This is a genomic window from Wohlfahrtiimonas sp. G9077, from assembly GCF_002252155.1.
Lineage (GTDB): Bacteria > Pseudomonadota > Gammaproteobacteria > Cardiobacteriales > Wohlfahrtiimonadaceae > Wohlfahrtiimonas.
Genome location: NZ_NEFD01000002.1, coordinates 251,781 through 274,192 on the forward strand (window position 1 = coordinate 251,781; position 22,412 = coordinate 274,192).

Below are 22,412 nucleotides of genomic sequence, written 5' to 3' on the forward strand. Positions count from 1 at the left end.
AAAAAGGTCGACTTAGTCGACCTTTTTTGAATCATGCATGAAACGATTTACACAGATTTCACCGCTGCAATCATGTCATTGACCATCTTCTGAGCATCGCCATACACCATGTTGGTGTTGTCGAGGTAGAAGAGATGGTTTTCAATGCCGGAGAAACCTGCGCCTTGACCACGCTTAATGACAAACACTTGTTTTGCCATGTCTGCATTTAAGATTGGCATGCCGTAAATTGGACTGGATTTATCTGTACGTGCCACAGGGTTGACAACATCGTTCGCACCGATGACTAAGACTGCATCTGTGTCTTTAAATTCATCGTTGATTTCATCTAAGTCAAAGATTAAATCATAAGGAATGCCAGCTTCTGCTAACAATACGTTCATGTGTCCTGGCATACGACCCGCCACAGGATGGATGGCAAACTTAACATCCACGCCTTTATCTTCAAGCAATTTTGTCAATTCAGCCACTTTGTGCTGTGCTTGCGCCACTGCTAAACCATAACCTGGTACGATGATCACTTTTTGTGCATATGCCATTGTCATTGCAGCGTCGCCTGCACTCACAGGTTTTAAGCTGCCCGTGATCTCTTCAGTGCTGGCTTGTGCATCACCAAAGTTAGAGAACAATACGTTGGACAATGAACGGTTCATCGCTTTGGCCATTAAAATGGTCAATAAAGAACCAGCTGCGCCCACAACCATACCAGAAACCACTAAGCCGTAGTTATTGGTTGCAATCCCTTCAAATGCCACCGCTAAACCTGTTAACGCATTGAATAAAGAGATGACCACAGGCATGTCCGCACCGCCAATTGGAATGGCGATTAAAATACCCAAAGCGGCTGCCACTACGAACAATAACACCACATAGAAGTAATCAGGATGAGTTGCTTCTGGCGTAACATTGGCAAGCATGATGACAAACAAAATGGCCGCCATCAATAAACCTGCATTGATGAGGTTACGACCTTTGATGCGCACGGTTTTGTTCATGCGACCATCTAATTTCATCCACGCGATGATGGAACCTGTAAAGGAGATCACGCCGATTAAGCCGCCGATACCCGCTAACAACAGCATAGGCGGTACGCTTCTAAAGTCTGCGCCACTGTGTAATTCCACCAATGTGCCAGTGCGAAGCAATGTGATGGCTGCAATACATGCTGCAGAGGCTGAACCCACACCATTATAAATGGCGATCATTTGTGGCATGTCCGTCATTTTGACGCTTTTTGCCGTAATGTTCGCAATGATGCCACCGATTAAAATGGCAATGATGATGAGTAAGTAATTGCTGTGCACATCAGGATGAATGAAGGTGATGAGCGTTGCAAAAGCCATCGCATAACCTGCCCAAACAATCCCTGAGCGTGCTGTGGAAGGATGACTCATGCGTTTGAGCGCAAAAATAAAAGTGATCGCCGTGGCAAAATAGCCAAGATTGACGATAAATTGTAATAATCCACTCATTGTTTATTTCCCCTTTTTATCGCTTGGCTTAAACATTTCGAGCATGCGTTCGGTCACAACGTAACCCCCCACAGCATTTGCTGCACCAAAAATCACTGCGATGAAACCTAAAGTTGTTTGCCAAAAGCCCTCAGCTTCACCAAGAGCGATCATTGCGCCAATTAACACGACGCCATGAATGAAGTTAGAACCCGACATTAACGGCGTATGTAAGATTGCAGGAACCCTTGAAATGATTTCAAACCCCACAATCGCCGCAAGTGCGATGACGAAAAGTGTAATCATGATTATTTCTCCAATGTTTGACGAACGCGTTCATGCACGATTTTGCCATCTTTTGTTAAGAGGCATTGCGCGATGACTTCATCGTCATAATCTAAAGTCAATTGCCCATCGGCCATAAATGGAGAGAGCAAGTTAAAGATGTTTTTTGCATACATTTCTGATGCGTGAAGGGCGGCGCGAGAGGCAACATTCACAGGGCCAGAGATGGTGACATTGTTGTATTGCACAATTTTACCCACTTGTGTCAATGCACAGTTGCCGCCTGTTTCTGCCGCTAAATCGATGATGACAGAACCCGCTGGCATCTCTTCGACCATATCTTCTGTGATGATCACAGGCGCTTTGCGACCTGGAATGGCTGCTGTGCTGATCACAGCGTGCGCTTTGCTTAAATGCTTTTTAAGGGCAGCGGCTTGCATGGCAACTTCTTCTTCGGTCAACTCACGGGCATAACCGCCTTCACCGGCAGCATTCACGCCTGTATCAATGAGTTTGGCACCTAAAGATTCCACTTGTTCTTTGGCATCTGGGCGAATGTCATAGGCTTCCACTTGGGCGCCCAAACGACGCGCAGTACCAATGGCTTGTAAACCGGCAACGCCTGCGCCAATGACCACAACTTTTGCCGGACGAATGGTGCCTGCCGCTGTGGTTAACATTGGGAATAAACGTGGTGATAAGGATGCGGCCATTAATACGCCTTCATAGCCCACGATGGTGGCTTGAGAGGAGAGGGCATCCATGCTTTGTGCACGCGTGATTCTTGGAATCAATTCCATGGCAAAGGAAGTGATGTTTTTCGCTTGTAGTGCTTTGACCACATCCGCATTTTGATACGGATTGAGTAAGCCCACCAAAATGGAGTTTGGCGCAAGGGCTTCGATGGTTTCTAAACTTGGGGCTTGCACACAAAGGACAATATCATTTTCACCAAATGTTGGGGCATTGACCGCAACATCTTGGTAGCTTTCATCAGGGAAGAAAGCTTGCTTGCCAGCATTTGGCGTGACAGTTACAGAGAATCCGAGATCACTGAAACGTTTGGCAACTAAAGGATCAAGCGCAACACGCTTCTCCTGAGCTGCACATTCCTTGAGGACAATAATATTTTGTGTCATGTGTACACCTTAAAATTGCAGTTAATATATTAAGTCGGGTCATCCTATCATATTTTTTTAATTATCCGTATTTGCACGAAGTAATTAATTAATTTTGCTCAATATTTGTCGGTTTTTCACCCTGTAAATTCGAGGATGTAATGCGCTGTCTGAAGGTACTGAGTTTGATGGATTGATCCGGCTCTTTTTGAAGCTCATAAATCACCTCATAGACGATGGAGGGATTCTCAACGTATGTGGGGACATTTGGCCCTTCCACTTTATATTGCGCAAGCACGCCACACAAGCGTTTGTTGCGATTAGGATCAAAGTAAAGCTCTTGATTATACGCATAATTTTGAATGGTTAAGGTGGCATTTGGCGACGTACTTTTAACGAGTTCAGGAATGCCTTGGGCTAAGATTTTTTCAAGCAGCGCCGTGCTGCTCTCATCGGTGCACTCTTCGATGATGTTGATGTCATCAGTCTCAATGCCTGTCACCGTGGATTCTGCTTCTAGAGCATTGGCTGCACGAAACTCTATGGCGCCCATTTTCCATGCCACGCCTGCTCCTGCAAGCAATAGCACCACGAGTGACCACGCAAAAACTGCCGAAGAACGCTGTGTAGATGTTTGTTTTAATTCTTGATTATCTGACATAAAAAGTGCTCCATAAAGTTAAGTTATTGACATTGTTATTCGTCTGTACCCGCCATATTGTTATAGTCGATGGTGGTTAAATTTGCAAAGCGAGAGTACTTTCCTTGGAATGCAAGTTTAACGGTACCAATCGGACCATTACGCTGTTTCCCAATGATGACTTCTGCAACGCCTTTGTCTGGGCTCTCAGGATTGTATACTTCATCGCGATAAATAAAGCAAATTAAGTCAGCATCCTGCTCGATGGCGCCAGATTCACGTAAGTCACTCATAATGGGGCGTTTATTGGGGCGCTGCTCAAGGCTTCGGTTGAGCTGTGAGAGCACAATCACCGGCACTTCTAATTCACGGGCCATGAGTTTGAGAGAACGAGAGATTTCAGACACCTCAGCAACACGTTGATCGCCTAAGCCCGGCACTTTCATCAATTGTAGGTAATCCACCATGATGAGCCCTAAATCTTTCTCTTCACGTTTAAGACGACGGGCACGGGCACGCATTTCAGAGGGGCTTAAGCCGCCCTGATCATCAATAAAAATGCGTGTTTGGTTCAGTTGCTTGGTGGCAGAAACCAAGCGCTGCATCTCATGGGCATCTAGACGGCCAGAACGCAAATTGGTCTGTTCAATGCGCCCAAGCGATGAGAACATCCGCATCACGAGCTGTTCTGAGGGCATCTCCATACTGAACACAGCGATCGGTTTTTTAGTCGACAGCGCCACAGCCTCAACAATGTTCATGGCAAAAGTGGTTTTACCCATCGATGGACGGCCTGCAACCACGATCATATCGCCATTTTGTAGGCCTGAGGTCATGTTATCAAACTCAGTCCAGCCTGTGGGCGCCCCAGTGATGCCATCTTCAATTTTGCCAAGTTCATCCAAGCGCTGAAGAGAGGCTTTTAATACGGTATTGATGCCCACTAAACCTTCACCGGCTTTTGAACCTTGTTCTGCGATGGCAAAGACGCTTTTTTCCGCATCTTCGAGCATCTCTGCGGTGGTTTTACCGTCGGGATTAAAGCCTGTGTCGACAATTTTTGACCCAGCACCAATGAGTTGGCGGACAATGGAGCGATCACGAATGATGTCAGCGTACGCCGTGATGTTTGTGGCACCGGTTGTTTCTGCAGCAAGCATTGCCAAATAGGTGCGTCCACCGGCATCTTCTAATTTGTTTTGCTGTGCTAAGTGATCGGCCACCGTTAAAATGTCGATGGGCTTACCATCTTCGGCAAGGGCATGAATGGTGGTGAAAATTAAACGATGATCCCCACGATAGAAGTCAATGGCATTGATGCGCCCATCAATGCGTTGCCAACCGTCTGCATCATAAAGCAAAGCACCAAGCAAGGCTTGCTCTGCTTCTATGGAGTGCGGTGGGATTTTAAGTTGTTGAATTTGTTGATCATCCATGGTGCTGACAGATTTCCTAATGATGGACTGAATAAAGGGCGATAATTCTAACATAGATCATGAAATTTTAATTATACGGACATCGATCACGAATTTTTACTTGCAAGTATGAATCGTTCTCGTTAGAATCTTCGTAATTTGTTGAATTTATAGCGAAGTCATCTTGTCAGTTTTTGACATCATTCAACACGTGTGACACATTCAAAATTAGAAAAGAGGTAGCATGAATACTCTCAACGACAACCAGCCATCGATCATTGAAACGGTTGATGACACCTTGTTCTATGAGCAATACATTACTGCACATAATGAATTAGTGTGTGAAAATCGCCGTAATTTATTAAAACTCACCACAGGCGCATTGGCCGCAACTTCTCTTATGGGCGTGTTTGCTATGCAACCTTCGCTTGCGAAAGAAGCAGTAACGAAAGAACGCGAGTTGAGAATTTATACGCCTGCTTTAGGAGAAACCACCCGCGTGATCTATTGGATCCCTGGTGAAGGTTACATCCGTGAATCTTTAGATGAAATCTCTTGGGCCTTGCGTGATCGTCGTACAAAAAGCGCAAAACTCTATGACCCGCACGTGTTAGATCAATTGTATGCCCTTCGTTTGCAATTGGGTTATCACAAACCCACACATGCACTCAGCGGTTATCGTTCACCACAAACAAATGCGATGCTCAGCCGTCAGCAAGGTGGCGTGGCGAAAAACAGCTTCCACATGCGTGGTCGTGCCATTGACATTAGAATGCCAGGCACAGCAACATCAAACATCAGACGCGCGGCGCTTTCATTGAAAGCAGGTGGCGTGGGTTATTATAGCCGCTCTAATTTTGTCCACATTGACAGCGGACAAGTGAGAACTTGGGGTCGCTAATCCGTTAAAAAATTTGTAAGCCATGGGTTCATGGCTTTTTTTTCGTGTATCAGTTGAGTTAGGATTTATTATGAAGGATCATCAAAAAGCATTCATCGAATTAGCGATTCAATACAATGCGTTAAAGTTCGGCGAGTTCACTTTAAAATCAGGCCGCATCAGCCCTTATTTTTTCAATGCAGGTGCATTTAATACAGGTGAAGCATTGGCAAAGCTCGGTGAATTTTATGCCACGATGATCAACGAAGCCGGTTTATCATTTGACATGATGTTTGGCCCTGCTTATAAAGGCATTCCTTTGGTTTCATCTACCGTTTCTGCTTTGTATGCCAAATTTGGACAAAACTATCCTTGGAGCTTTAACCGCAAAGAGGCCAAAGATCATGGCGAAGGCGGCATGATTGTAGGTTCTGCATTAACGGGCAATGTGTTATTGATCGATGATGTGATGACGGCCGGCACTGCCATCCGTGAATCCATTGAGTTGATTGAAAAAGCAGGAGCAAAGCCAACGGCGGTTGTGTTGATGCTTGATCGAGAAGAACGCGGTAAAACTGAGCGCTCTGCCGTACAAGAGATGCGTGAAACATTTGGTTTACATGTCAGTGCATTGATCACCATGAGTGATTTGATCCAATATTTAGAACAAAGCGGTGAGCATGCCGAAACATTGGCAAACATGAAAGCGTACCGCGCACAATACGGAGTGTAAAATGTCTGTGCCTGATCGCGCTAAGATTCATGTGAAATCTCATCAACGCTTGTTTGATGGCTTTTATAAAGTGGATGAGCTCATTTTCGATCACCCAACCTTTAAAGGCGAGATGATTGAGGATGTGCGCCGCGAGATCTTTGTGCGTAAAGATGCCGTTGCGGTGTTGCCGTATGATCCTGTGACGGATCAAGTATTGTTGATTCGTCAGCTTCGCATCGCAGCGATCGGGCACACTGAGCATCCGTGGGTGGTTGAATTGATCGCAGGGCTCATTGATAAAGCAGGGGAAGATGTGAAAGATGTCGCAGTGCGTGAAGCGTATGAAGAAGCTGGTTTATCGCTGACACATTTGCGTCACATTGGTGAATTTTTCCCATCGGTGGGCGGCAGCAATGAGTATATGTATCTTTTTGCAGCGGTGTGTGATTTATCCGCAGCAGGCGGTTATTATGGGCTTTGTGAGGAGAAAGAGGACATCGAAGCTTTTGTCATCAGCCGCACCGAAGCCATGAATCGTCTCAATAATGGAGAAATTCAAACCGCTTCCACCATTATTGCGTTACAATGGTTGGCGCTGAATTATCAGTCGTATCAAAAATAGACACAATAATTTTGAGGTTATTATGATTTTGCACATTCATCCTGACAATCCCCAAGCGCGTTTGATCAATCAAGCGGTGGAGATTTTGCGTGCGGGTGGAATTGTGATTTATCCGACCGATTCTAGTTACAGCTTTTGTTGTATGCTTGGAAATCAAAGTGGTATGGAACGCATTCGCCAAATTCGTGAGGTGGATGATGACCATTTTTTCTCTTTGGTGTGTCGTGATTTATCAGAATTGGCCACGTATGCCATGGTGGATAACAGTCAATATCGTTTGTTGCGCGCGGTGTTACCGGGGGCGTATACATTCATTTTAAAGGGGTCGAAAGACATTCCGAAAAAACTATTGACGCCCAAACGTAAAACCATTGGTTTACGCATGCCAAAGCATAAGATCACTCAGGATTTGTTAGAAGCGTTAGGCGAGCCTTTGTTGAGCACAACAGTGACATTGCCTAACTATTCGGCGGAAGATTTACGGGAAATTTATCAGATCGAGGATTTGTTAGAAAAACGCGTCGATGCAATCATTGATGCCGGTGACTGTAGTCACTTGCCCACGACAGTGATTGATTTAACATCTGGTGTGCCAGAAATTATCCGCGAAGGTGAGGGAGCGATTGATCTATTTGTTTAAATTTTATTGCGTATGATGTAAAAAATATGCAATTTAATTTTAAATGGTATACAATGCTTTCCTTTTTATGGTTACCAAATAGTTGGTTTTGAGTAATAGGTTTATCAATTATGAATATCGTACAGCAATTAGAGCAAGAGATGATGAACCGTGAACTTCCTGAGTTTTCAACAGGGGATACGGTTATCGTTAATGTAAAAGTTAAAGAAGGAAACCGTGAACGTGTTCAAGCATTCGAAGGCGTAGTGATCGCTAAGCGTAATCGCGGTATGGGTTCTGCTTTCACAGTTCGTAAAATTTCTCATGGTGTTGGTGTAGAACGTACGTTCCAAACATACAGCCCATTGATCGCATCATTAAGCGTTAAACGTCGCGGTGATGTTCGTAAAGCGAAGATTTACTATCTTCGTAATCTTGAAGGTAAGGCAGCTCGTATTAAAGAGAAACTTACAATCAAAGCGAAATAATTTTCGAATCATCTCAGCAAAAACCCTAGCTTGTTCTAGGGTTTTTGTTTATGGGGCGAAAAAACATGGTCAAACAAATTTATTGCATCACAGATGGCAAAATGGGGCATCAGCGCCAAACGGAAGGTTTAGCCACAGCATTGCAAATGCTCATGCCTGCAAACATTACATGGTTGCCTGCGTTTTCCTTATGGCAATATTTATTGAGCGGTGGAAAATGTGCATCATCCATTGATAAAAATGCCATCGTCATTGGGGCAGGGCATCGCACACATTTTGCATTGCTCTATTATCGCTTGCGTTATCATGCTAAAAGCATTGTCATCATGAAACCCTCATTGCCAAAATCATGGTTTGATCATTGCATTGTGCCGCGCCATGATCATGTGACCGGTTCAAATGTATTGGTGACAGAAGGCGCGATGAATGTGCTTTCCCTTCAAACAGTCGAGAAAATCCCACAAACGGTGATTTTAATTGGCGGCCCGAGTGAACATTGCGCATGGCGTAATGAAGACATTTATCAGCAGCTCATCGATTGGGTGAAAACAACGAATGGGCGGATGATTTTATCCACATCAAGGCGTACACCTGCGGACTTTTTAAACAATATGCCAGATGCGTTAAAAGCCGCGATTGAGTGCCATGATGTGGCAAATTTACCAAGTGATTGGCTGCCTAAAACGTTGCTTGAAAGTCAACATGCATGGGTAACGGCAGATTCTGTCTCCATGGTGTTTGAGGCTTTAAGTGCAGATTGTGACACAAAAGTGATTGCAGTGGCAGGTTTAACCGGTAAAATGGCGGAAAATTTACAGCAATTACCGCATTTAATGAGCACGCGCTTAAACGAATCGGGGCGTGTGGCACAACAATTATTAGCAATGGGGCTTTTTGAATGACATCAGAGAAATCGTGCGGCTTACCACAAAAGGTGGCCATTTTTTTCTTCTCCGCCATGTTTTGGCTATACATTGCCAAGATGGGGATTTTTAATGGCGTTGTGATTGCCACGGCCGTATGGGGCATTTATGTATTGATTCGCCATCGCTGTGAAGTGATCAGCTATTTAAAATCATCCCAATTTTTATGGCTGTTTTTACTGCTCTTTGTGCCGGTGGTGATTTCTGCCATTGGTAGTTTAACCCCGAAAGATAGTTGGCGCACTGTGCTCAATATCAGCCGCTTTTTCTTCATTGGCGGGTTGGCAATTGTCTTAACACAAAGTTCTGTGGAGAAAATTCGCTGGGTCGTGTTGGGCTTCATTGCCTTGATCTCTGTGGATGCTGTGATTGAATGGCTCACCGGTTATCATTTAACGGGCGCGAGTCGTGATCGCGTGCGCATTATGGGGCTCTTTCAGTTTTACCATTTAGGCTATGTGCTCGGCACATTGACGCCCATCATTTTCTATCAAACGTACCAAAGTTTTGCGACCAAAGAGCGCGGACGCTTTGCATGGTTAGTCATTACAGCCTGTGCTTTGATTGCCATTTTTGTGGCCGGTGCACGCGCAGGTTGGGTCTCTTTATTGGTCAGCGGTGGCTTGTTATTATTGTGGTTGTTGATCCATCAAAAGATCTCTTGGAAGCGCGTCATTGTGGCATTAGGATTGTGTATCGTCGTTGCAGGGGGTATCACACAAATTCCGATGGTGAAAAATCGCTTGGTGAATCCAAATGGTGCGGCCACTGTGGAATTTGGCAGTTATGAATGGTTTGATAAATTATCTTCTGCACGCTTAGTGTTGTGGGAATTTGCTTGGAAACATTATCAAGAATATCCTGTGATTGGCGCAGGCACAGGCAGCTTTCATCAAACCTTTACAGAGCAGCCCCAAGAGTTAAAAGGCGCGCATGATGAGGCGTTCTTCCCACATTTTCATGGTTTAGAAGTATTGTCAGAAACAGGTACTGTGGGCTTTATTTGTTACCTCATTGTGGTATTCAGTGTATTGTGGCTGTTGTTGTCTGCCCCCTATTTTTCAGTATGGTTGGCGGTGGCATTCATTGCCATGATGCCGATCAATACCCATGTGGCATTTTATGGCAGTTTTTGGGCAGTATTGATTTGGGTGCCTTTGATCTTGGGCTTACGCGAAAGATTTTTACGCCGTAAGGCTGACGCAGCACTTGAAAATAGACTAAACTGATAGCATTCATGAATCCATTGAGTTTTTAAGAGGGAGTTTTATGTTTAAACGTATTTTATTATGGACAGTGACGAACGTTGCGGTGATTGCAGTCATCACAGTGATTTTATCCGTCACCGGTTTGAGCGGTGCGTTAAACGGTGGCCAAGGTTTATTGCCAATGTTGCTTGCCGCAGCGGTGGTGGGTTTTACAGGTTCCATCATCTCTTTATTGATGTCAAAAAAAATGGCCATCCATGGCATGGGTGTGCACATTATTACGGAACCTTCTAACCAAATGGAAGCATGGCTTGTGGACACAGTGCATCGCCAAGCAAAAGCGGCGGGCATTGGTTTGCCGGATGTGGGTATTTTTGAATCAGCTGATCCGAATGCCTTTGCAACGGGGGCGAATAAAAATGCAGCCCTTGTGGCCGTCAGCACAGGTTTATTGCACACAATGAATCGAGATGAAATTGAAGCGGTGCTCGGTCATGAAGTTGCCCACGTTGCCAATGGTGACATGGTGACATTGACTTTAATCCAAGGCGTGGTGAATACCTTTGTGATCTTCTTATCACGCATTGTGGCGAACATCATCACATCAGCCTTGCAAGGGAATAATGATGATGAGGCACCAGTTGAAAACAGCGGCACATTCTTCATTGTCTCTTTTGTATTGCAGATCATTTTTGGTTTCTTGGCGAGCATCATTGTGGCGTGGTTCAGCCGTAAGCGTGAGTTTAAAGCCGATGAAGGCGGCGCACGTTTAGCCGGACGCGATAAAATGATTGGTGCATTACAAGCCTTACAGCGCGGTCATGCAAACGAAGATTTGCCGGGCAATATGGCAGCATTTGGCATCTCTGGTAAAGTTGCGAATTTATTCAGTACGCATCCACCGTTAGAAGAACGCATTGATGCTTTACGCTTACAGCCGCGTTAATGAAGTGAATTGAATAAAAAACCGTTGATGATTCAACGGTTTTTTTATGAATCAGCCAAAAATCTTTGCAAGCAGCCAAGCGGACTTGATGTGGTTGTTTAAAAAGAGCTTGGCAATGATGCGTTTGATGAAGGGTAAATCCTGTAAATCGATCATTTGTTCTGTGATTAAGCGGGCAAAGTTTGCTTGAGCAATCGGGAAAAGTGTGGCTTTGAGTACAGGTTCTTTAGTTTTACGGATGATCTTGCTTACAAGCATGCGATACGCATCCTCTGCCATCTGTTGTTTAAGGCGCGCTGCCATTGCTTGAGAAATGCGCGGCGCTTTAAAAAAGTAATCATACGTATATTGCAGGCGGCGCGTGGCATCATTGAGATAACGTTGATGTTTTAAACTTGACGTCACGCTGCTCGGGTGTCTGCGATAAAAATAGAGTGGTAAATCAATGAAGGCATAATCGCGCGTGTTTGCGAGGATTTGCAGCGTGTAGAGTACATCATCTTCATAGAAGATCTCTTCACAAAAGCGCTCATGACGATAGCGCTCGGTTCGGTAGAGTTTATTCCAAACATTTGCTTGCGGCGAATGGGCATCTTTATCTAAAAAGCGCACAAAGCCATCGGAATAAACCGTCACAGGCAAAGGCGAAGGAATCGCAACGGGCTGAATGTGATCCTCATCACTGAATAAAACCTTATCAAACGCCACGCAATCGATGGTGTCAGAGGATTCAATGACGGATAAGCTCATTTTTAAAGCCTCAGGATGCAGCAAATCATCGCCATCGAGAATCATGAAGTAATCGCACTGTTGTATTTTTTCTAAACCCACATTGCGCGAATGGCACGGCGAGCCATAGTTGCGCTCATTTTGTATGGCCACAAAGCGTGGATCTTTTTCGCTAAAGGCCGTGAGCTTTACAAATGTGTCATCGGTGGAACAATCATCAATGCAGTAACAGGTAAAATCCGCATGACTTTGCTCAGCGATTGCCGTTAAGCAAGATGTGACATAATCAGAGAGATTGTAAAACACAACAATGATGCCAACACTTTTCATAAAAAATCTCCATTAAAAAATTGCCCCAATGAAGGGGCAAATCAAGGATTATTGTAAGTAAGCTTTTGTGGCATCATCAAAGCGCTGCTGCATAGACTTTGATGCAGGTTGACCGATTTTGCTGAACACCACAATGGCAATCGTCGCTAAAATGAAGCCTGGGATGATTTCATACAAGGATAAAATCGGCACGCTGTCAAATAGGCCTTGGCTGATGTTTTGGTATTGATCATCTGTTAAGCCGCCGTAAGTGAGGGAAATATAAATCGGGACGATGTTTTTATATAAAATCACCGACAATGCACCCACGATCATGCCTGCTAAAGCGCCATTACGCGTCATGCCTTTCCATAAGAGGGATAAAATCACCACCGGACCAAATGCCGCCCCAAAGCCTGCCCAAGCGTAGGAAACTAAGGATAAGACTTTACTGTTTGGATCTTTGGCAATGAAGATGGCGATCGCTGCAATCATGAACACCATAAAGCGACCGACCCACACAAGTTCTCTATCTGAGGCATTGCGTCTAAAGAATCCTTTGTATAAATCTTCAGTTAAAGCGCTTGATGACACAAGGAGCTGACAGCTCAACGTACTCATCACTGCTGCCAATACACCGGATAACACAATGCCTGCCACCCAAGGATTGAGCAGGTATTTGGCCAATTCCATAAAGACTTTTTCAGAATCACCATTGACGATGCCAGCAATCGCTGCATTTTGCGTAAAGTATGCACGGCCAAAAAAGCCAATGCAGATGGCGCCAAATAGACACAAGGCCATCCAAGTGATGGAGATGCGGCGGGCTTTTGGAATGGTGTTCACAGATTCAGCCGCCATAAAGCGCACCAAAATGTGTGGCTGACCAAAATAACCCAATCCCCATGCTAAAAGGGAGATGATGCCGATGGTGGTCATGTTGTGGAAGATGTTCATGAAGTTAGGATTTTCTTTTAATACGATCTCCATCGTTTGTGGAAGGTCAGACAAGGAGAGGATCACCATGGTGGGCAGCAGCAATAAAGCAAAGATCATCAAAGTCGCTTGAATGGTGTCTGTCCAACTGACGGCTAAAAAGCCCCCAATGAATACATATAAAATGGTTGCCAAAGCGCCCACCCAAAGAGCCGTATCATAATTCATGTTAAAGGTGCTTTGGAATAAGCGCGCACCCGCCACAATGCCAGAGGCACAGTAGATCAAAAAGAAGAATAGGATGATGAGGGCTGCGAAGATTTTCAATAAGCGTTTGTCATCTTCAAAGCGGCTATGAAAATAGTCTGGCAATGTTAAGGCATTGTTATTGAATTCAGTAAAGACGCGAAGGCGTCCTGCCACAAATAGCCAGTTTAAATACGCACCGAGGGTTAAGCCGATGGCGATCCATGATTCTGATAAGCCTGCTAAATAAATCGCGCCGGGTAAGCCCATTAAGAGCCAACCGCTCATGTCGGATGCACCCGCAGAGAGCGCCGTGACCACACTGCCAAGGCTGCGACCCCCTAAAATATAATCGGATAAATTTTGCGTGGCGCGATAAGCGATGAAGCCAATGGCGATCATCGCAAATATGTATAAGAAAAATGTAATGGTTAATGGGTTAAATGACATGTCTACCTCCTAGGAGGTGACATTATACTCAAATTTCGTAAGGATTTTTGATGGATAACGCCTCTAAAATCTCAATTTCCAAACTTTCCATCTCTTCGGCCTCTTCATCGATGATGTGATCATAGCCTAAAAGGTGCAAGACACCATGTGTCACCATGTGGGCTAAGTGATGATCGAAGGTTTTTTCTTGCTCGGTGGCTTCCGCTTCCACCACGCTCAAACAGATGATTAAATCTCCAAGAAAATAGACATCACTCTCTGGCAGATTACATGTTGAAGGAAAAGAGAGCACATTTGTGGGCTTATCTTTGGCGCGATAGGTGTGATTGAGGGCTTGAATCTCCTCATCATCTGCAAAACGAATGGTGAGCTCTACAGTTGGCTCATCAATGGCGATGAAGGACAGGGCATTATTGACCCAAACAGCCAATTGATCATCCGTTGGGATGCTTGGATGGGTGGATGCATTTTGTACATCTAGCACTAAATCACTCATGACTGTTGTCCTCAGCCTTTTGATAAGCATTGATGATTTTGGCCACAAGCGGATGGCGTACCACATCTTTTGAGTCAAAGAATGTCATGGAGATGCCTTCGACGCCTTCAAGCACATGCATGGCATTTTTAAGCCCTGATTTGACATGTTTAGGTAAGTCAATTTGGGAAATGTCGCCTGTAATCACCGCTGTTGAGTTAAACCCTAAACGGGTGAGGAACATTTTCATCTGTTCAACGGTTGTGTTTTGCGCTTCATCTAAAATAATGAAGGCATCGTTTAAAGTGCGACCACGCATAAAGGCAAGGGGGGCAATCTCGATCACGTTGCGCTCGATGAGTTTGAGCACCGTTTCAAAACCCAGCATTTCGTACAATGCATCATATAAAGGGCGCAAATATGGATCGACTTTTTGTGTCAAATCACCCGGTAAAAAGCCTAAACGCTCGCCTGCTTCAACGGCAGGGCGCACTAAAATGATGCGGCGAATGGTTTGGCGCTCTAAGGCATCCACGGCCGAGGCCACCGCTAAAAATGTTTTACCGGTACCGGCAGGGCCAATGCCAAAGTTGATGGCATTTTCTGAAATTTCATTGAGATATTGTTGTTGATTGAGGCTGCGCCCGCGGATCATGCCGCGCTTATTTTTTAAGACCACCTCTTTGCGCTGAGTGTGTGCCGTATTGATGGCAGAGGCAACATCAAAGTTCGCGCCATGAAGGGTTAAACGCACCACGTCTTCATCTAAAATTTCTTCAGCTGTGGCATCATAAAGGTGTTCTAAAACCAATTTAGCCGCAGCTTCGGCTTTTTCTTCCCCAATGATTTTAAATTGAGTGCCACGATTGGCAATCTCCACAGCAAAATGTCTCTCCACTAAATGTAAATGGGCATTTAAATTGCCACAGAGATTTGCGAGGCGTTCATTGTTGTCTGGAAAAGTCAGCTCAATCATTCATCTACCATATCCAAAAGGAAACCATTATACACCCAACGCCCCTAGAAGAAAGAGTGCATCTCTATTTCTAAGGTGGCAATAATTCGCTATAATCAAACCCATGAATCGATTGACCTTTAAAAGTGAGAATCTGGTGTGGCTATAAATCCAACGCAAAATAATACGAATGATGCAGCGCAACCGAAGAGTCCTTCATTGATGCGATTGATGCACAATGGCCTTGTGAAGGCATTGATGGAAAAAGGATTGGTGACCGAAGCGCACTTAGACCGAGCCGATACCATCATGCAGGCCGATAAATGCTCCTTAATGCGAGCATTGATCACCTTGAACATTGCGCCGCAAGCGCTGTTTGAAGTGACGCAGAGTTTGTCAAACTTGCCGCGTTTTGACTTTAGAGCATTTGATCTACGCACAAAACCGCCTGAGCTGTTGTCCACAGAAGAGATGGAAAAAAACCTTGTGTTTCCGCTTCGCATGAAAAATGGCACGCTTTATGTGGCGGTGGCGGATCCGACGGATAGCCGCATGCTTGAAACATTGCGCTTTAAGTCACGCGCCATCATTGAGCCCATTTTGGTGGCGCCCATGCAATTGGTGGCACATTTTGAATCGTATGGCGGCGTGAACCGTGAGAAGTTGCAAAGCATCTTCACCCAAATGGAGACGCAAAAGAAAGAAGAAACCACAGATCCGGATGCATCGGTCACTTATAACTTAATGAGTGACAAAGACAATTCACCGATCGTGCGCTTCATTAACGGCGTATTGGCCGATGCCATTACGCGCGGTGTGTCGGATTTGCACTTTGAACCGTATGAACACAGTTATCGCGTGCGCTTTCGCATCGATGGTGTTTTGCAAGAGGTGTATACACCGCCAGATAGCTTTAGAGATCAAATTGCGGCGCGTATTAAAGTCATGTCCCAATTAGACATCACCGAAAAGCGCGTGCCACAAGATGGTCGCATTAAAGTGGATTTGAAAGGCCGCATCATTGACTTTCGTGTGAGCATCTGTCCGACCCTTTGGGGCGAGAAGATTGTTATGCGTATTTTAGACAGCTCGGCTGCGAACCTTAACATCGAGATTTTGGGCTTCAGTGACATTCAAAAGAAAAACATTCTAGAAGCCATTCAAAAGCCACAAGGGATGATTTTGGTCACAGGTCCCACAGGTTCGGGTAAAACGGTGACGCTTTACACCTGTTTAGGCATTTTAAATCAGCCGACCACAAACATTTCGACGGCAGAAGATCCTGTAGAGATCAACTTAGAAGGCATCAATCAGGTGCCGGTGAATCCTAAAGTTGGGCTGAACTTTGCGGCGGCGTTAAAATCCTTCCTTCGTCAGGATCCGGACATCATCATGGTGGGGGAGATTCGTGACTTAGAAACGGCAGACATTGCCATTAAAGCGGCACAAACCGGTCACTTGGTATTATCAACCTTACATACAAACTCCGCACCTGAAACGTTAACCCGTTTGATCAACATGGGCGTGGAAACCTTTAATATTGCCTCTACGGTGCACTTGATCATCGCTCAGCGCTTAGCGCGTCGTTTATGTTCTTACTGTAAGGAGCCAGTGCGCATTGAGTCAAAAGTGTTGGAAACTTTAGGCTTTTCCGCAATGCAGGCTGCAGGACAAATTTATGGTCCTGTGGGTTGTGAGATGTGTAACAAAGGCTATAAAGGGCGTGTGGGTATTTATGAAGTGATGCCCATTTCTGATACCATGGAACGCATGATTTTAGACAAAGCGAGTGCTGTTGACATTGCAGAGCAGGCTCGTTTAGAAGGGGTGGATAGCATTCGTCAATCTGCCATCAAAAAAGTAGTAGAAGGGGTGACCAGCATCGATGAGTTATTGCGTGTCACCACGGATTAATGATGCGGTCTTGTTTAAGTTAATGATATGGAGACTATGATGAAAAAAGTGATTGATTCACCAAAAGCGCCAAAAGCCGTTGGCCCTTATTCACAAGCACAAGTGTTTAAAGATTTATTGTTCACATCGGGTCAAATCCCATTAGATCCAGACAGCGGTGCTGTTGTGGGCAATGATGTGAAAACCCAAGCCCAGCGCGTATTTGAAAATTTACGTGCTGTGCTTGAAGAAGCAGGTGCAAGCTTTGATACAGTGATCAAAGCCACTTGCTATTTAGACAATATGGAAGATTTCGCGGCGTTTAACGAAATCTATGCTCATTATTTAGGTGAAAGCTTGCCTGCACGTTCATGCTTCGAAGTGGCACGTTTGCCAAAAGATGTATTGTGCGAAGTTGAACTGATTGCATATGTCCCATAATTTATGCGTTTAGATCAATTCCTACAAAAGACTTTAGGGGTTTCTCGCCAAACGGCCAGAAGCATTCTTAAAAGCAAACAAGTGAGCGTCAATGGGGAAATGGTCAAACAAGCAAAACATCAACTCGATCTTGCTGTGGATCGAGTTTTTTATGGCCAAGAGCCGCTTGTTTACCAAGAATTCTACTATTGGATGCTCAATAAACCGAAGGGTTATGTCTCAAGTCACATTCATGATGGTGGCATTCCCATTTACCAATTGTTAGAAGATTTTAGCCATGTGGAGATGCATTGCGCAGGGCGCTTAGATGTGGATACCACAGGTTTAGTGCTCATCACGAACAATGGCCAATGGTCGCACAGAGTGGCGCACCCAAGCCAAGCGTGCTTTAAGCGTTATCGCGTGATGACACAATTGCCATTGTCAGATGATGCCATTGCAGCCTTGGAAAAAGGTGTCACCCTTGGCAATGGTGAAACCACATTGCCAGCTAAAGTGGTGCGTTTAGCGGACAATGAAATTGAGCTGTCCATTTGTGAAGGCAAATTCCATCAAGTCAAACGCATGCTCAAAGCTGTGGGCAATGAAGTGATTGATTTGCACCGTTTACAAATTGGTGCCATCACCCTTGGCGATCTCGCTGAAGGGGATTACCGAGCATTAACAGAAGCAGAGATTGAGGAGTTTGCATGATGCAAGATGCATTTAGCGCCCTTTATCAGCGCGCTGCCCATCAAACCTTTGATCAAAGTCTTTGGTTTGTGGATGAAAATTATGATGTGGCAAGTCGCCCATTGATGATCAATGTAACAGATGCCATCACCAACCGCATTGACATTGCAGATTACTTAGCTGAGCATTGCACGGTGAATTTATCGGATTATGATTGCGCATCGTATGCCGATCATAGCATTGATGCAGTGTATTTGCGCGTGCCTAAATCTAAGGCATTGCTCAATCATATGGTGCGTGAATCATTGCGTGTCTTAAAGCGAAATGGGCGCTTAATTTGCGTGGGCTTTAACGATGAAGGGATTAAAAACACCTTTAAAAAGATTGAAAAAGCCACCGGTGAACTCATCGAGCAAGAGTTATTAGGCAAAGGGCTACGCATTGCAGAATTTAGCGTCACTGCAGTGAATGCTGCGGCGATTGAAGATCGTGGCTATCAAAACACCCTCAATGTTGCCAATGATTTAGGTTTAACGATTGTGGGCAAAGCAGGTGTGTATGGGGCAGAGAAGATCGATGCGGGCAGTGCATGGCTGTGCGATGTGATGTTAGAGAATCTCTCGACCTTGCCAAATGCAGTGTTAGATTTAGGCTGCGGCAATGGTTTGATTGCTCTGCGTTTAGCGCAGCACTTTCCGGCAACCCATTATGTGGCGACGGACAATAACGTCACCGCAGTTGAAATGTGCCGCTTAAACTTTGCTAAAAATGGTGTGCAAGGTGAGGTAATTTTAGCTGATTGCGGACAGACTTTAGCTGATCGCAGCTTTGAGATGATTGTGTGTAATCCGCCTTTTCATCAAGGTTTTGACACCTCTGAAGCCTTAACATTGAAGTTCTTAGCCACCATTGAGCGTTTGCTCACTAGAAAAGGGCAAGCGTGGCTTGTGATGAATCGATTTTTAAAAGTCGAGCACCTCATTAAAGGCACAGGGCTACAATTGACGAAGATTGATGAGAATCATCAATTTAAAATCTTAAAGCTCAATCGATGAGCATAAAAAAACCCTCAACATTGAGGGTTTTTTATTAGATTAGAGATGCATTAATCTTTTTGTGGACCTGCAGCCACTAAAGATTTGCCTAAATCTGTGTCTGTGTATTGGGCAAAGTTTTTGATGAAGCGGTTCGCTAAATCATCTGCTTTTGCTTCCCATTCAGCAGCATTGGCATACGTATCACGTGGATCTAACAATTTAGGATCAACATTTGGTAATTCAGTTGGCACTTCTAAATTGAAGATTGGGATGTGTTTAGAAGGCAATTGATCAATTTCACCACTGATGATGGAATTGATGATGGTGCGCGTATCTTTCAATGAGATGCGTTTACCTGTACCGTTCCAACCTGTGTTCACTAAGTAAGCTTCTGCACCTGATTCTTGCATTTTCTTCACCAATACATCTGAGTATTGTGTTGGGTGAAGCAATAAGAATGCTGCGCCAAAACATGCTGAGAATGTGGGTGTTGGCTCAGTAATGCCGCGTTCTGTACCGGCAACTTTTGAAGTAAAGCCTGATAAGAAGTAGTATTGCGTTTGCTCTGGGGTTAATTTAGACACCGGTGGGAACACGCCAAATGCATCCGCCGTTAAGAAGATCACTTTTTGTGCAGGACCTGCTTTAGAGATCGGCTCCACAATGTTTTCAATGTGGTTAATCGGGTAAGACACACGCGTGTTTTCTGTTTTAGAACCATCGTTGAAATCTACAGTACCATCTTCTAACACCACAACGTTTTCTAACAATGCATCACGGCGGATCGCACCATAAATTTCAGGTTCATGATCTTTAGATAAATTGATGGTTTTTGCATAGCAGCCGCCTTCAAAGTTAAACACGCCATCATCATCCCAGCCGTGTTCATCATCACCGATCAATTCGCGGTTTGGATCTGTCGACAATGTGGTTTTACCTGTGCCAGATAAACCAAAGAAAATCGCCACATCGCCATCTTTACCCACGTTTGCAGAGCAGTGCATGGAGGCAATGCCTTTTAATGGCAATAAGTAGTTCATGACAGAGAAGAGACCTTTTTTCATCTCACCGCCGTACCATGTACCACCGATCAATTGAACATTTTCAGTTAAGTTAAATGCCACGAAGTTTTCTGAGTGTAAACCGTGTTCTTTCCAGTTTTCATCAGTACATTTTGCGCCATTCATCACGGTGAAGTTTGGTTCAAATGTTTTGAGCTCTTCTTCCGTTGGGCGAATGAACATGTTTTTCACAAAATGTGCTTGCCATGCCACTTCTGTGATGAAGCGTACGCTTAAACGTGTGTCTTTGTTTGCGCCACAAAATGCATCAATGATGTAGAGTTTTTTGCCTGTCAATTGATGCGTGACCACATCTTTTAACTCTGTCCAGACTTCTTGCGTAATGGGATCATTATCATTTTTAACGCCACCGGTACCATTCCACCATAAAGTGTTTTCTGTGGTGGCATCTTTGACGATGAATTTATCTTTTGGGGAACGACCAGTGAAAATACCTGTATCCACTGCCAGCGCACCTAGATTGGTTAAGGTTGCTTTTTCATAGCCAGTTAATGATGGATCCATTTCTGCCTCAAACAGCACATCATAACTCGGATTATAAATAATCTCCGATGCTACAATATTGTGTGATTGCAAAAAGGCCTTAATCTTATCGATCATTTCAATCTCCAGGATGAGTGTCAGTGTAATAAAGTTAAATAATAAAGTTGAATATTATACAAGAATGCTACAATTTTACTACAAATAGTTCGAGTTATTTCGATCACATGATTTGTGCTTTTAGCTTTTGGAATTTGTTTTGGAATTTGTATTTAAACTGATCCCAATAACGCTTCATAAAGCTTGCTTGTTCCACGGTTTCTTGTGCATAAAGTGGGGTGTTTAAAATGGTTTGTGTGCCATTTTTAACGATGAATTCGCCAATTTTTTGACCTTTTTCGACAGGCGCAATGAGGGGTTTTTTCACCTCAACGCTTGCACGTAAATTGTCATATTGACCACGCGGATAAGTGATGTAGATGTTTTTATCCGACACTAAATTCACGCTGTTGCTTTCCCCTTCATGAATGGGAGATTGCAAAATCACTTGGTCAGCATCGTATAATTTTTTGTGCTCAAAGTTCATAAACGCATAGTTCAAAAGCTCTGTCGATAACTGAGCGCGCTCTTTTTCGCTGTTTGTGCCAAGCACCACAACAATCACGCGAAAGCCATTACGAATGGCGCTTGAGGCTAAGTTATAGCCCGCTGAACGGGTGTGACCTGTTTTGATGCCATCCACACTTGGATCAGTCCACAATAATGTGTTGCGGTTTTTTTGCGTGATGCCATTCCAAGTGAAGGATTTGTGTGAGTAGATTTCATAATGTTCTGGGAAATCTTGAATCAAATGGCGCGACAAAACAGCAAGATCATAGGCGCTGCTGTAATGATTCGGATGAGGTAAACCTGAAGCATTCATGAAATTGGTGTCATTCATGCCAAGTTCTTTGGCTTTTTTGTTCATCTCAACGGCAAAATTTGGCTCACTGCCACGTAAATATTCTGCTAAAGCAATCGATGAATCATTGCCTGATTGAATCACAAGGCCAAGCACTAAATCATGCACGGTGATCTGTGTGCCAGCTTCTGCAAACATGCGTGAACCTTCTTGAGATTGGGCATATGGCGAGATGCTCACTTTAGCATCGGGTGCAATGACCCCTTTGTCTAACGCTTCGGCGATGAGGTAGCTTGTCATCACTTTGGTGACGCTTGCAGGCTCAAGGCGCTCTTTGCCATTGTAATCGGCTAAGATTTCGCCAGTGTCATAATCCATGATCACCCATGCTTTGACGGGGACATTGACGTGAATCAGGGGCAATTGCTGAGCAAAGCTCGCAGTTGAAAAAATCGAAAGACAAACCAGTAGAATTTTTTTCATGAATCGACTCTAT

At 44.5% G+C, this 22,412-nt stretch carries 23 protein-coding genes; 12 read left to right on the forward strand and 11 right to left on the reverse strand.

Features of this window, described 5'->3' with window-relative positions; all coding sequences use genetic code 11:
- Positions 1 to 47 precede the first annotated feature (47 nt).
- The 5 genes from B9T20_RS04515 to dnaB all read right to left on the reverse strand — a co-directional run bounded on the left by B9T20_RS04515 (position 48) and on the right by dnaB (position 4,930).
- Positions 48 to 1,472 (reverse strand): NAD(P)(+) transhydrogenase (Re/Si-specific) subunit beta, encoded by a 1,425-nt coding sequence (locus tag B9T20_RS04515; protein WP_094490000.1) that lies wholly within the window; start codon positions 1,470 to 1,472, stop codon positions 48 to 50.
- 3 nt (positions 1,473 to 1,475) lie between these two features.
- Positions 1,476 to 1,757 carry an NAD(P) transhydrogenase subunit alpha gene (locus B9T20_RS04520; RefSeq protein ID WP_008315384.1) on the reverse strand — a complete coding sequence of 94 codons (282 nt, stop codon included), beginning with the start codon at positions 1,755 to 1,757 and terminating at the stop codon, positions 1,476 to 1,478.
- A 2-nt stretch (positions 1,758 to 1,759) separates the two neighbouring features.
- Entirely contained in the window at positions 1,760 to 2,875 is a 1,116-nt protein-coding gene (locus tag B9T20_RS04525) for an NAD(P) transhydrogenase subunit alpha (protein ID WP_094490001.1), read from the reverse strand.
- Between the two features lie 88 nt (positions 2,876 to 2,963).
- Positions 2,964 to 3,515 (reverse strand): hypothetical protein, encoded by a 552-nt coding sequence (locus B9T20_RS04530; protein ID WP_094490002.1) that lies wholly within the window; start codon positions 3,513 to 3,515, stop codon positions 2,964 to 2,966.
- A 35-nt stretch (positions 3,516 to 3,550) separates the two neighbouring features.
- On the reverse strand, positions 3,551 to 4,930 hold the full coding sequence (gene dnaB / locus B9T20_RS04535) for a replicative DNA helicase (protein ID WP_094490003.1): 1,380 nt from the start codon (positions 4,928 to 4,930) through the stop codon (positions 3,551 to 3,553).
- A gap of 223 nt (positions 4,931 to 5,153) precedes the next feature.
- On the opposite strand from dnaB, the gene B9T20_RS04540 reads away from it, so the two are divergent.
- The 8 genes from B9T20_RS04540 (at position 5,154) to htpX (ending at position 11,310) form a co-directional block, all read left to right on the forward strand.
- Complete coding sequence (locus tag B9T20_RS04540; RefSeq protein WP_008315379.1) at positions 5,154 to 5,810, forward strand: DUF882 domain-containing protein; 657 nt, start codon at positions 5,154 to 5,156, stop codon at positions 5,808 to 5,810.
- 70 nt (positions 5,811 to 5,880) lie between these two features.
- Entirely contained in the window at positions 5,881 to 6,522 is a 642-nt protein-coding gene (pyrE, locus tag B9T20_RS04545) for an orotate phosphoribosyltransferase (RefSeq protein ID WP_094490004.1), read from the forward strand.
- A gap of 1 nt (position 6,523) precedes the next feature.
- Positions 6,524 to 7,126 (forward strand): NUDIX domain-containing protein, encoded by a 603-nt coding sequence (locus B9T20_RS04550; protein WP_094490005.1) that lies wholly within the window; start codon positions 6,524 to 6,526, stop codon positions 7,124 to 7,126.
- Positions 7,127 to 7,148: 22 nt separating this feature from the next.
- Positions 7,149 to 7,766 (forward strand): L-threonylcarbamoyladenylate synthase, encoded by a 618-nt coding sequence (locus tag B9T20_RS04555; protein WP_094490006.1) that lies wholly within the window; start codon positions 7,149 to 7,151, stop codon positions 7,764 to 7,766.
- 110 nt (positions 7,767 to 7,876) lie between these two features.
- Complete coding sequence (rplS, locus tag B9T20_RS04560) at positions 7,877 to 8,233, forward strand: 50S ribosomal protein L19 (RefSeq protein ID WP_008315375.1); 357 nt, start codon at positions 7,877 to 7,879, stop codon at positions 8,231 to 8,233.
- A gap of 65 nt (positions 8,234 to 8,298) precedes the next feature.
- On the forward strand, positions 8,299 to 9,135 hold the full coding sequence (locus B9T20_RS04565) for an ELM1/GtrOC1 family putative glycosyltransferase (RefSeq protein WP_233491582.1): 837 nt from the start codon (positions 8,299 to 8,301) through the stop codon (positions 9,133 to 9,135).
- Positions 9,132 to 10,385: an O-antigen ligase gene (locus B9T20_RS04570; protein WP_094490008.1), complete on the forward strand. Its 1,254-nt coding sequence runs from the start codon at positions 9,132 to 9,134 to the stop codon at positions 10,383 to 10,385. The genes B9T20_RS04565 and B9T20_RS04570 overlap by 4 nt, the downstream gene beginning before the upstream one ends.
- Before the next feature lie 40 nt (positions 10,386 to 10,425).
- Positions 10,426 to 11,310 carry a protease HtpX gene (gene htpX / locus B9T20_RS04575; protein WP_094490009.1) on the forward strand — a complete coding sequence of 295 codons (885 nt, stop codon included), beginning with the start codon at positions 10,426 to 10,428 and terminating at the stop codon, positions 11,308 to 11,310.
- A gap of 51 nt (positions 11,311 to 11,361) precedes the next feature.
- Here the strand turns inward: htpX and B9T20_RS04580 are convergent, their stop codons facing one another.
- From B9T20_RS04580 to B9T20_RS04595, 4 genes are read right to left on the reverse strand one after another with little or no spacing between them, the layout of a single operon-like run.
- Positions 11,362 to 12,369: a glycosyltransferase family 2 protein gene (locus tag B9T20_RS04580; RefSeq protein WP_094490010.1), complete on the reverse strand. Its 1,008-nt coding sequence runs from the start codon at positions 12,367 to 12,369 to the stop codon at positions 11,362 to 11,364.
- Between the two features lie 48 nt (positions 12,370 to 12,417).
- Positions 12,418 to 13,980, reverse strand: a complete 1,563-nt coding sequence (gene putP, locus B9T20_RS04585) for a sodium/proline symporter PutP (protein WP_008315365.1) — start codon at positions 13,978 to 13,980, stop codon at positions 12,418 to 12,420.
- 28 nt (positions 13,981 to 14,008) lie between these two features.
- A complete protein-coding gene (gene ybeY, locus B9T20_RS04590) occupies positions 14,009 to 14,476 on the reverse strand; it encodes an rRNA maturation RNase YbeY (RefSeq protein WP_094490011.1) in 468 nt (155 codons plus the stop codon).
- A complete protein-coding gene (locus tag B9T20_RS04595; protein WP_008315359.1) occupies positions 14,469 to 15,431 on the reverse strand; it encodes a PhoH family protein in 963 nt (320 codons plus the stop codon). Before B9T20_RS04595 ends, ybeY begins: the two co-directional genes overlap by 8 nt.
- Before the next feature lie 201 nt (positions 15,432 to 15,632).
- Between B9T20_RS04595 and pilB the strand changes: the two genes are divergently transcribed.
- The 4 genes from pilB to B9T20_RS04615 are packed head-to-tail and all read left to right on the forward strand — an operon-like array spanning position 15,633 to position 19,471.
- Entirely contained in the window at positions 15,633 to 17,324 is a 1,692-nt protein-coding gene (gene pilB / locus B9T20_RS04600) for a type IV-A pilus assembly ATPase PilB (RefSeq protein WP_094490012.1), read from the forward strand.
- A 36-nt stretch (positions 17,325 to 17,360) separates the two neighbouring features.
- Entirely contained in the window at positions 17,361 to 17,744 is a 384-nt protein-coding gene (locus tag B9T20_RS04605) for a RidA family protein (RefSeq protein ID WP_026165756.1), read from the forward strand.
- A gap of 3 nt (positions 17,745 to 17,747) precedes the next feature.
- Positions 17,748 to 18,437 (forward strand): pseudouridine synthase, encoded by a 690-nt coding sequence (locus tag B9T20_RS04610; protein ID WP_094490013.1) that lies wholly within the window; start codon positions 17,748 to 17,750, stop codon positions 18,435 to 18,437.
- Positions 18,434 to 19,471, forward strand: coding sequence for a methyltransferase (locus B9T20_RS04615; protein ID WP_094490014.1), 1,038 nt, complete (start codon positions 18,434 to 18,436; stop codon positions 19,469 to 19,471). Before B9T20_RS04610 ends, B9T20_RS04615 begins: the two co-directional genes overlap by 4 nt.
- A gap of 50 nt (positions 19,472 to 19,521) precedes the next feature.
- Here the strand turns inward: B9T20_RS04615 and pckA are convergent, their stop codons facing one another.
- Both pckA and B9T20_RS04625 read right to left on the reverse strand, forming a co-directional pair.
- Positions 19,522 to 21,135, reverse strand: coding sequence for a phosphoenolpyruvate carboxykinase (ATP) (gene pckA, locus B9T20_RS04620; RefSeq protein WP_094490015.1), 1,614 nt, complete (start codon positions 21,133 to 21,135; stop codon positions 19,522 to 19,524).
- A gap of 103 nt (positions 21,136 to 21,238) precedes the next feature.
- Positions 21,239 to 22,399: a D-alanyl-D-alanine carboxypeptidase family protein gene (locus B9T20_RS04625; protein ID WP_094490016.1), complete on the reverse strand. Its 1,161-nt coding sequence runs from the start codon at positions 22,397 to 22,399 to the stop codon at positions 21,239 to 21,241.
- Positions 22,400 to 22,412 lie beyond the last annotated feature (13 nt).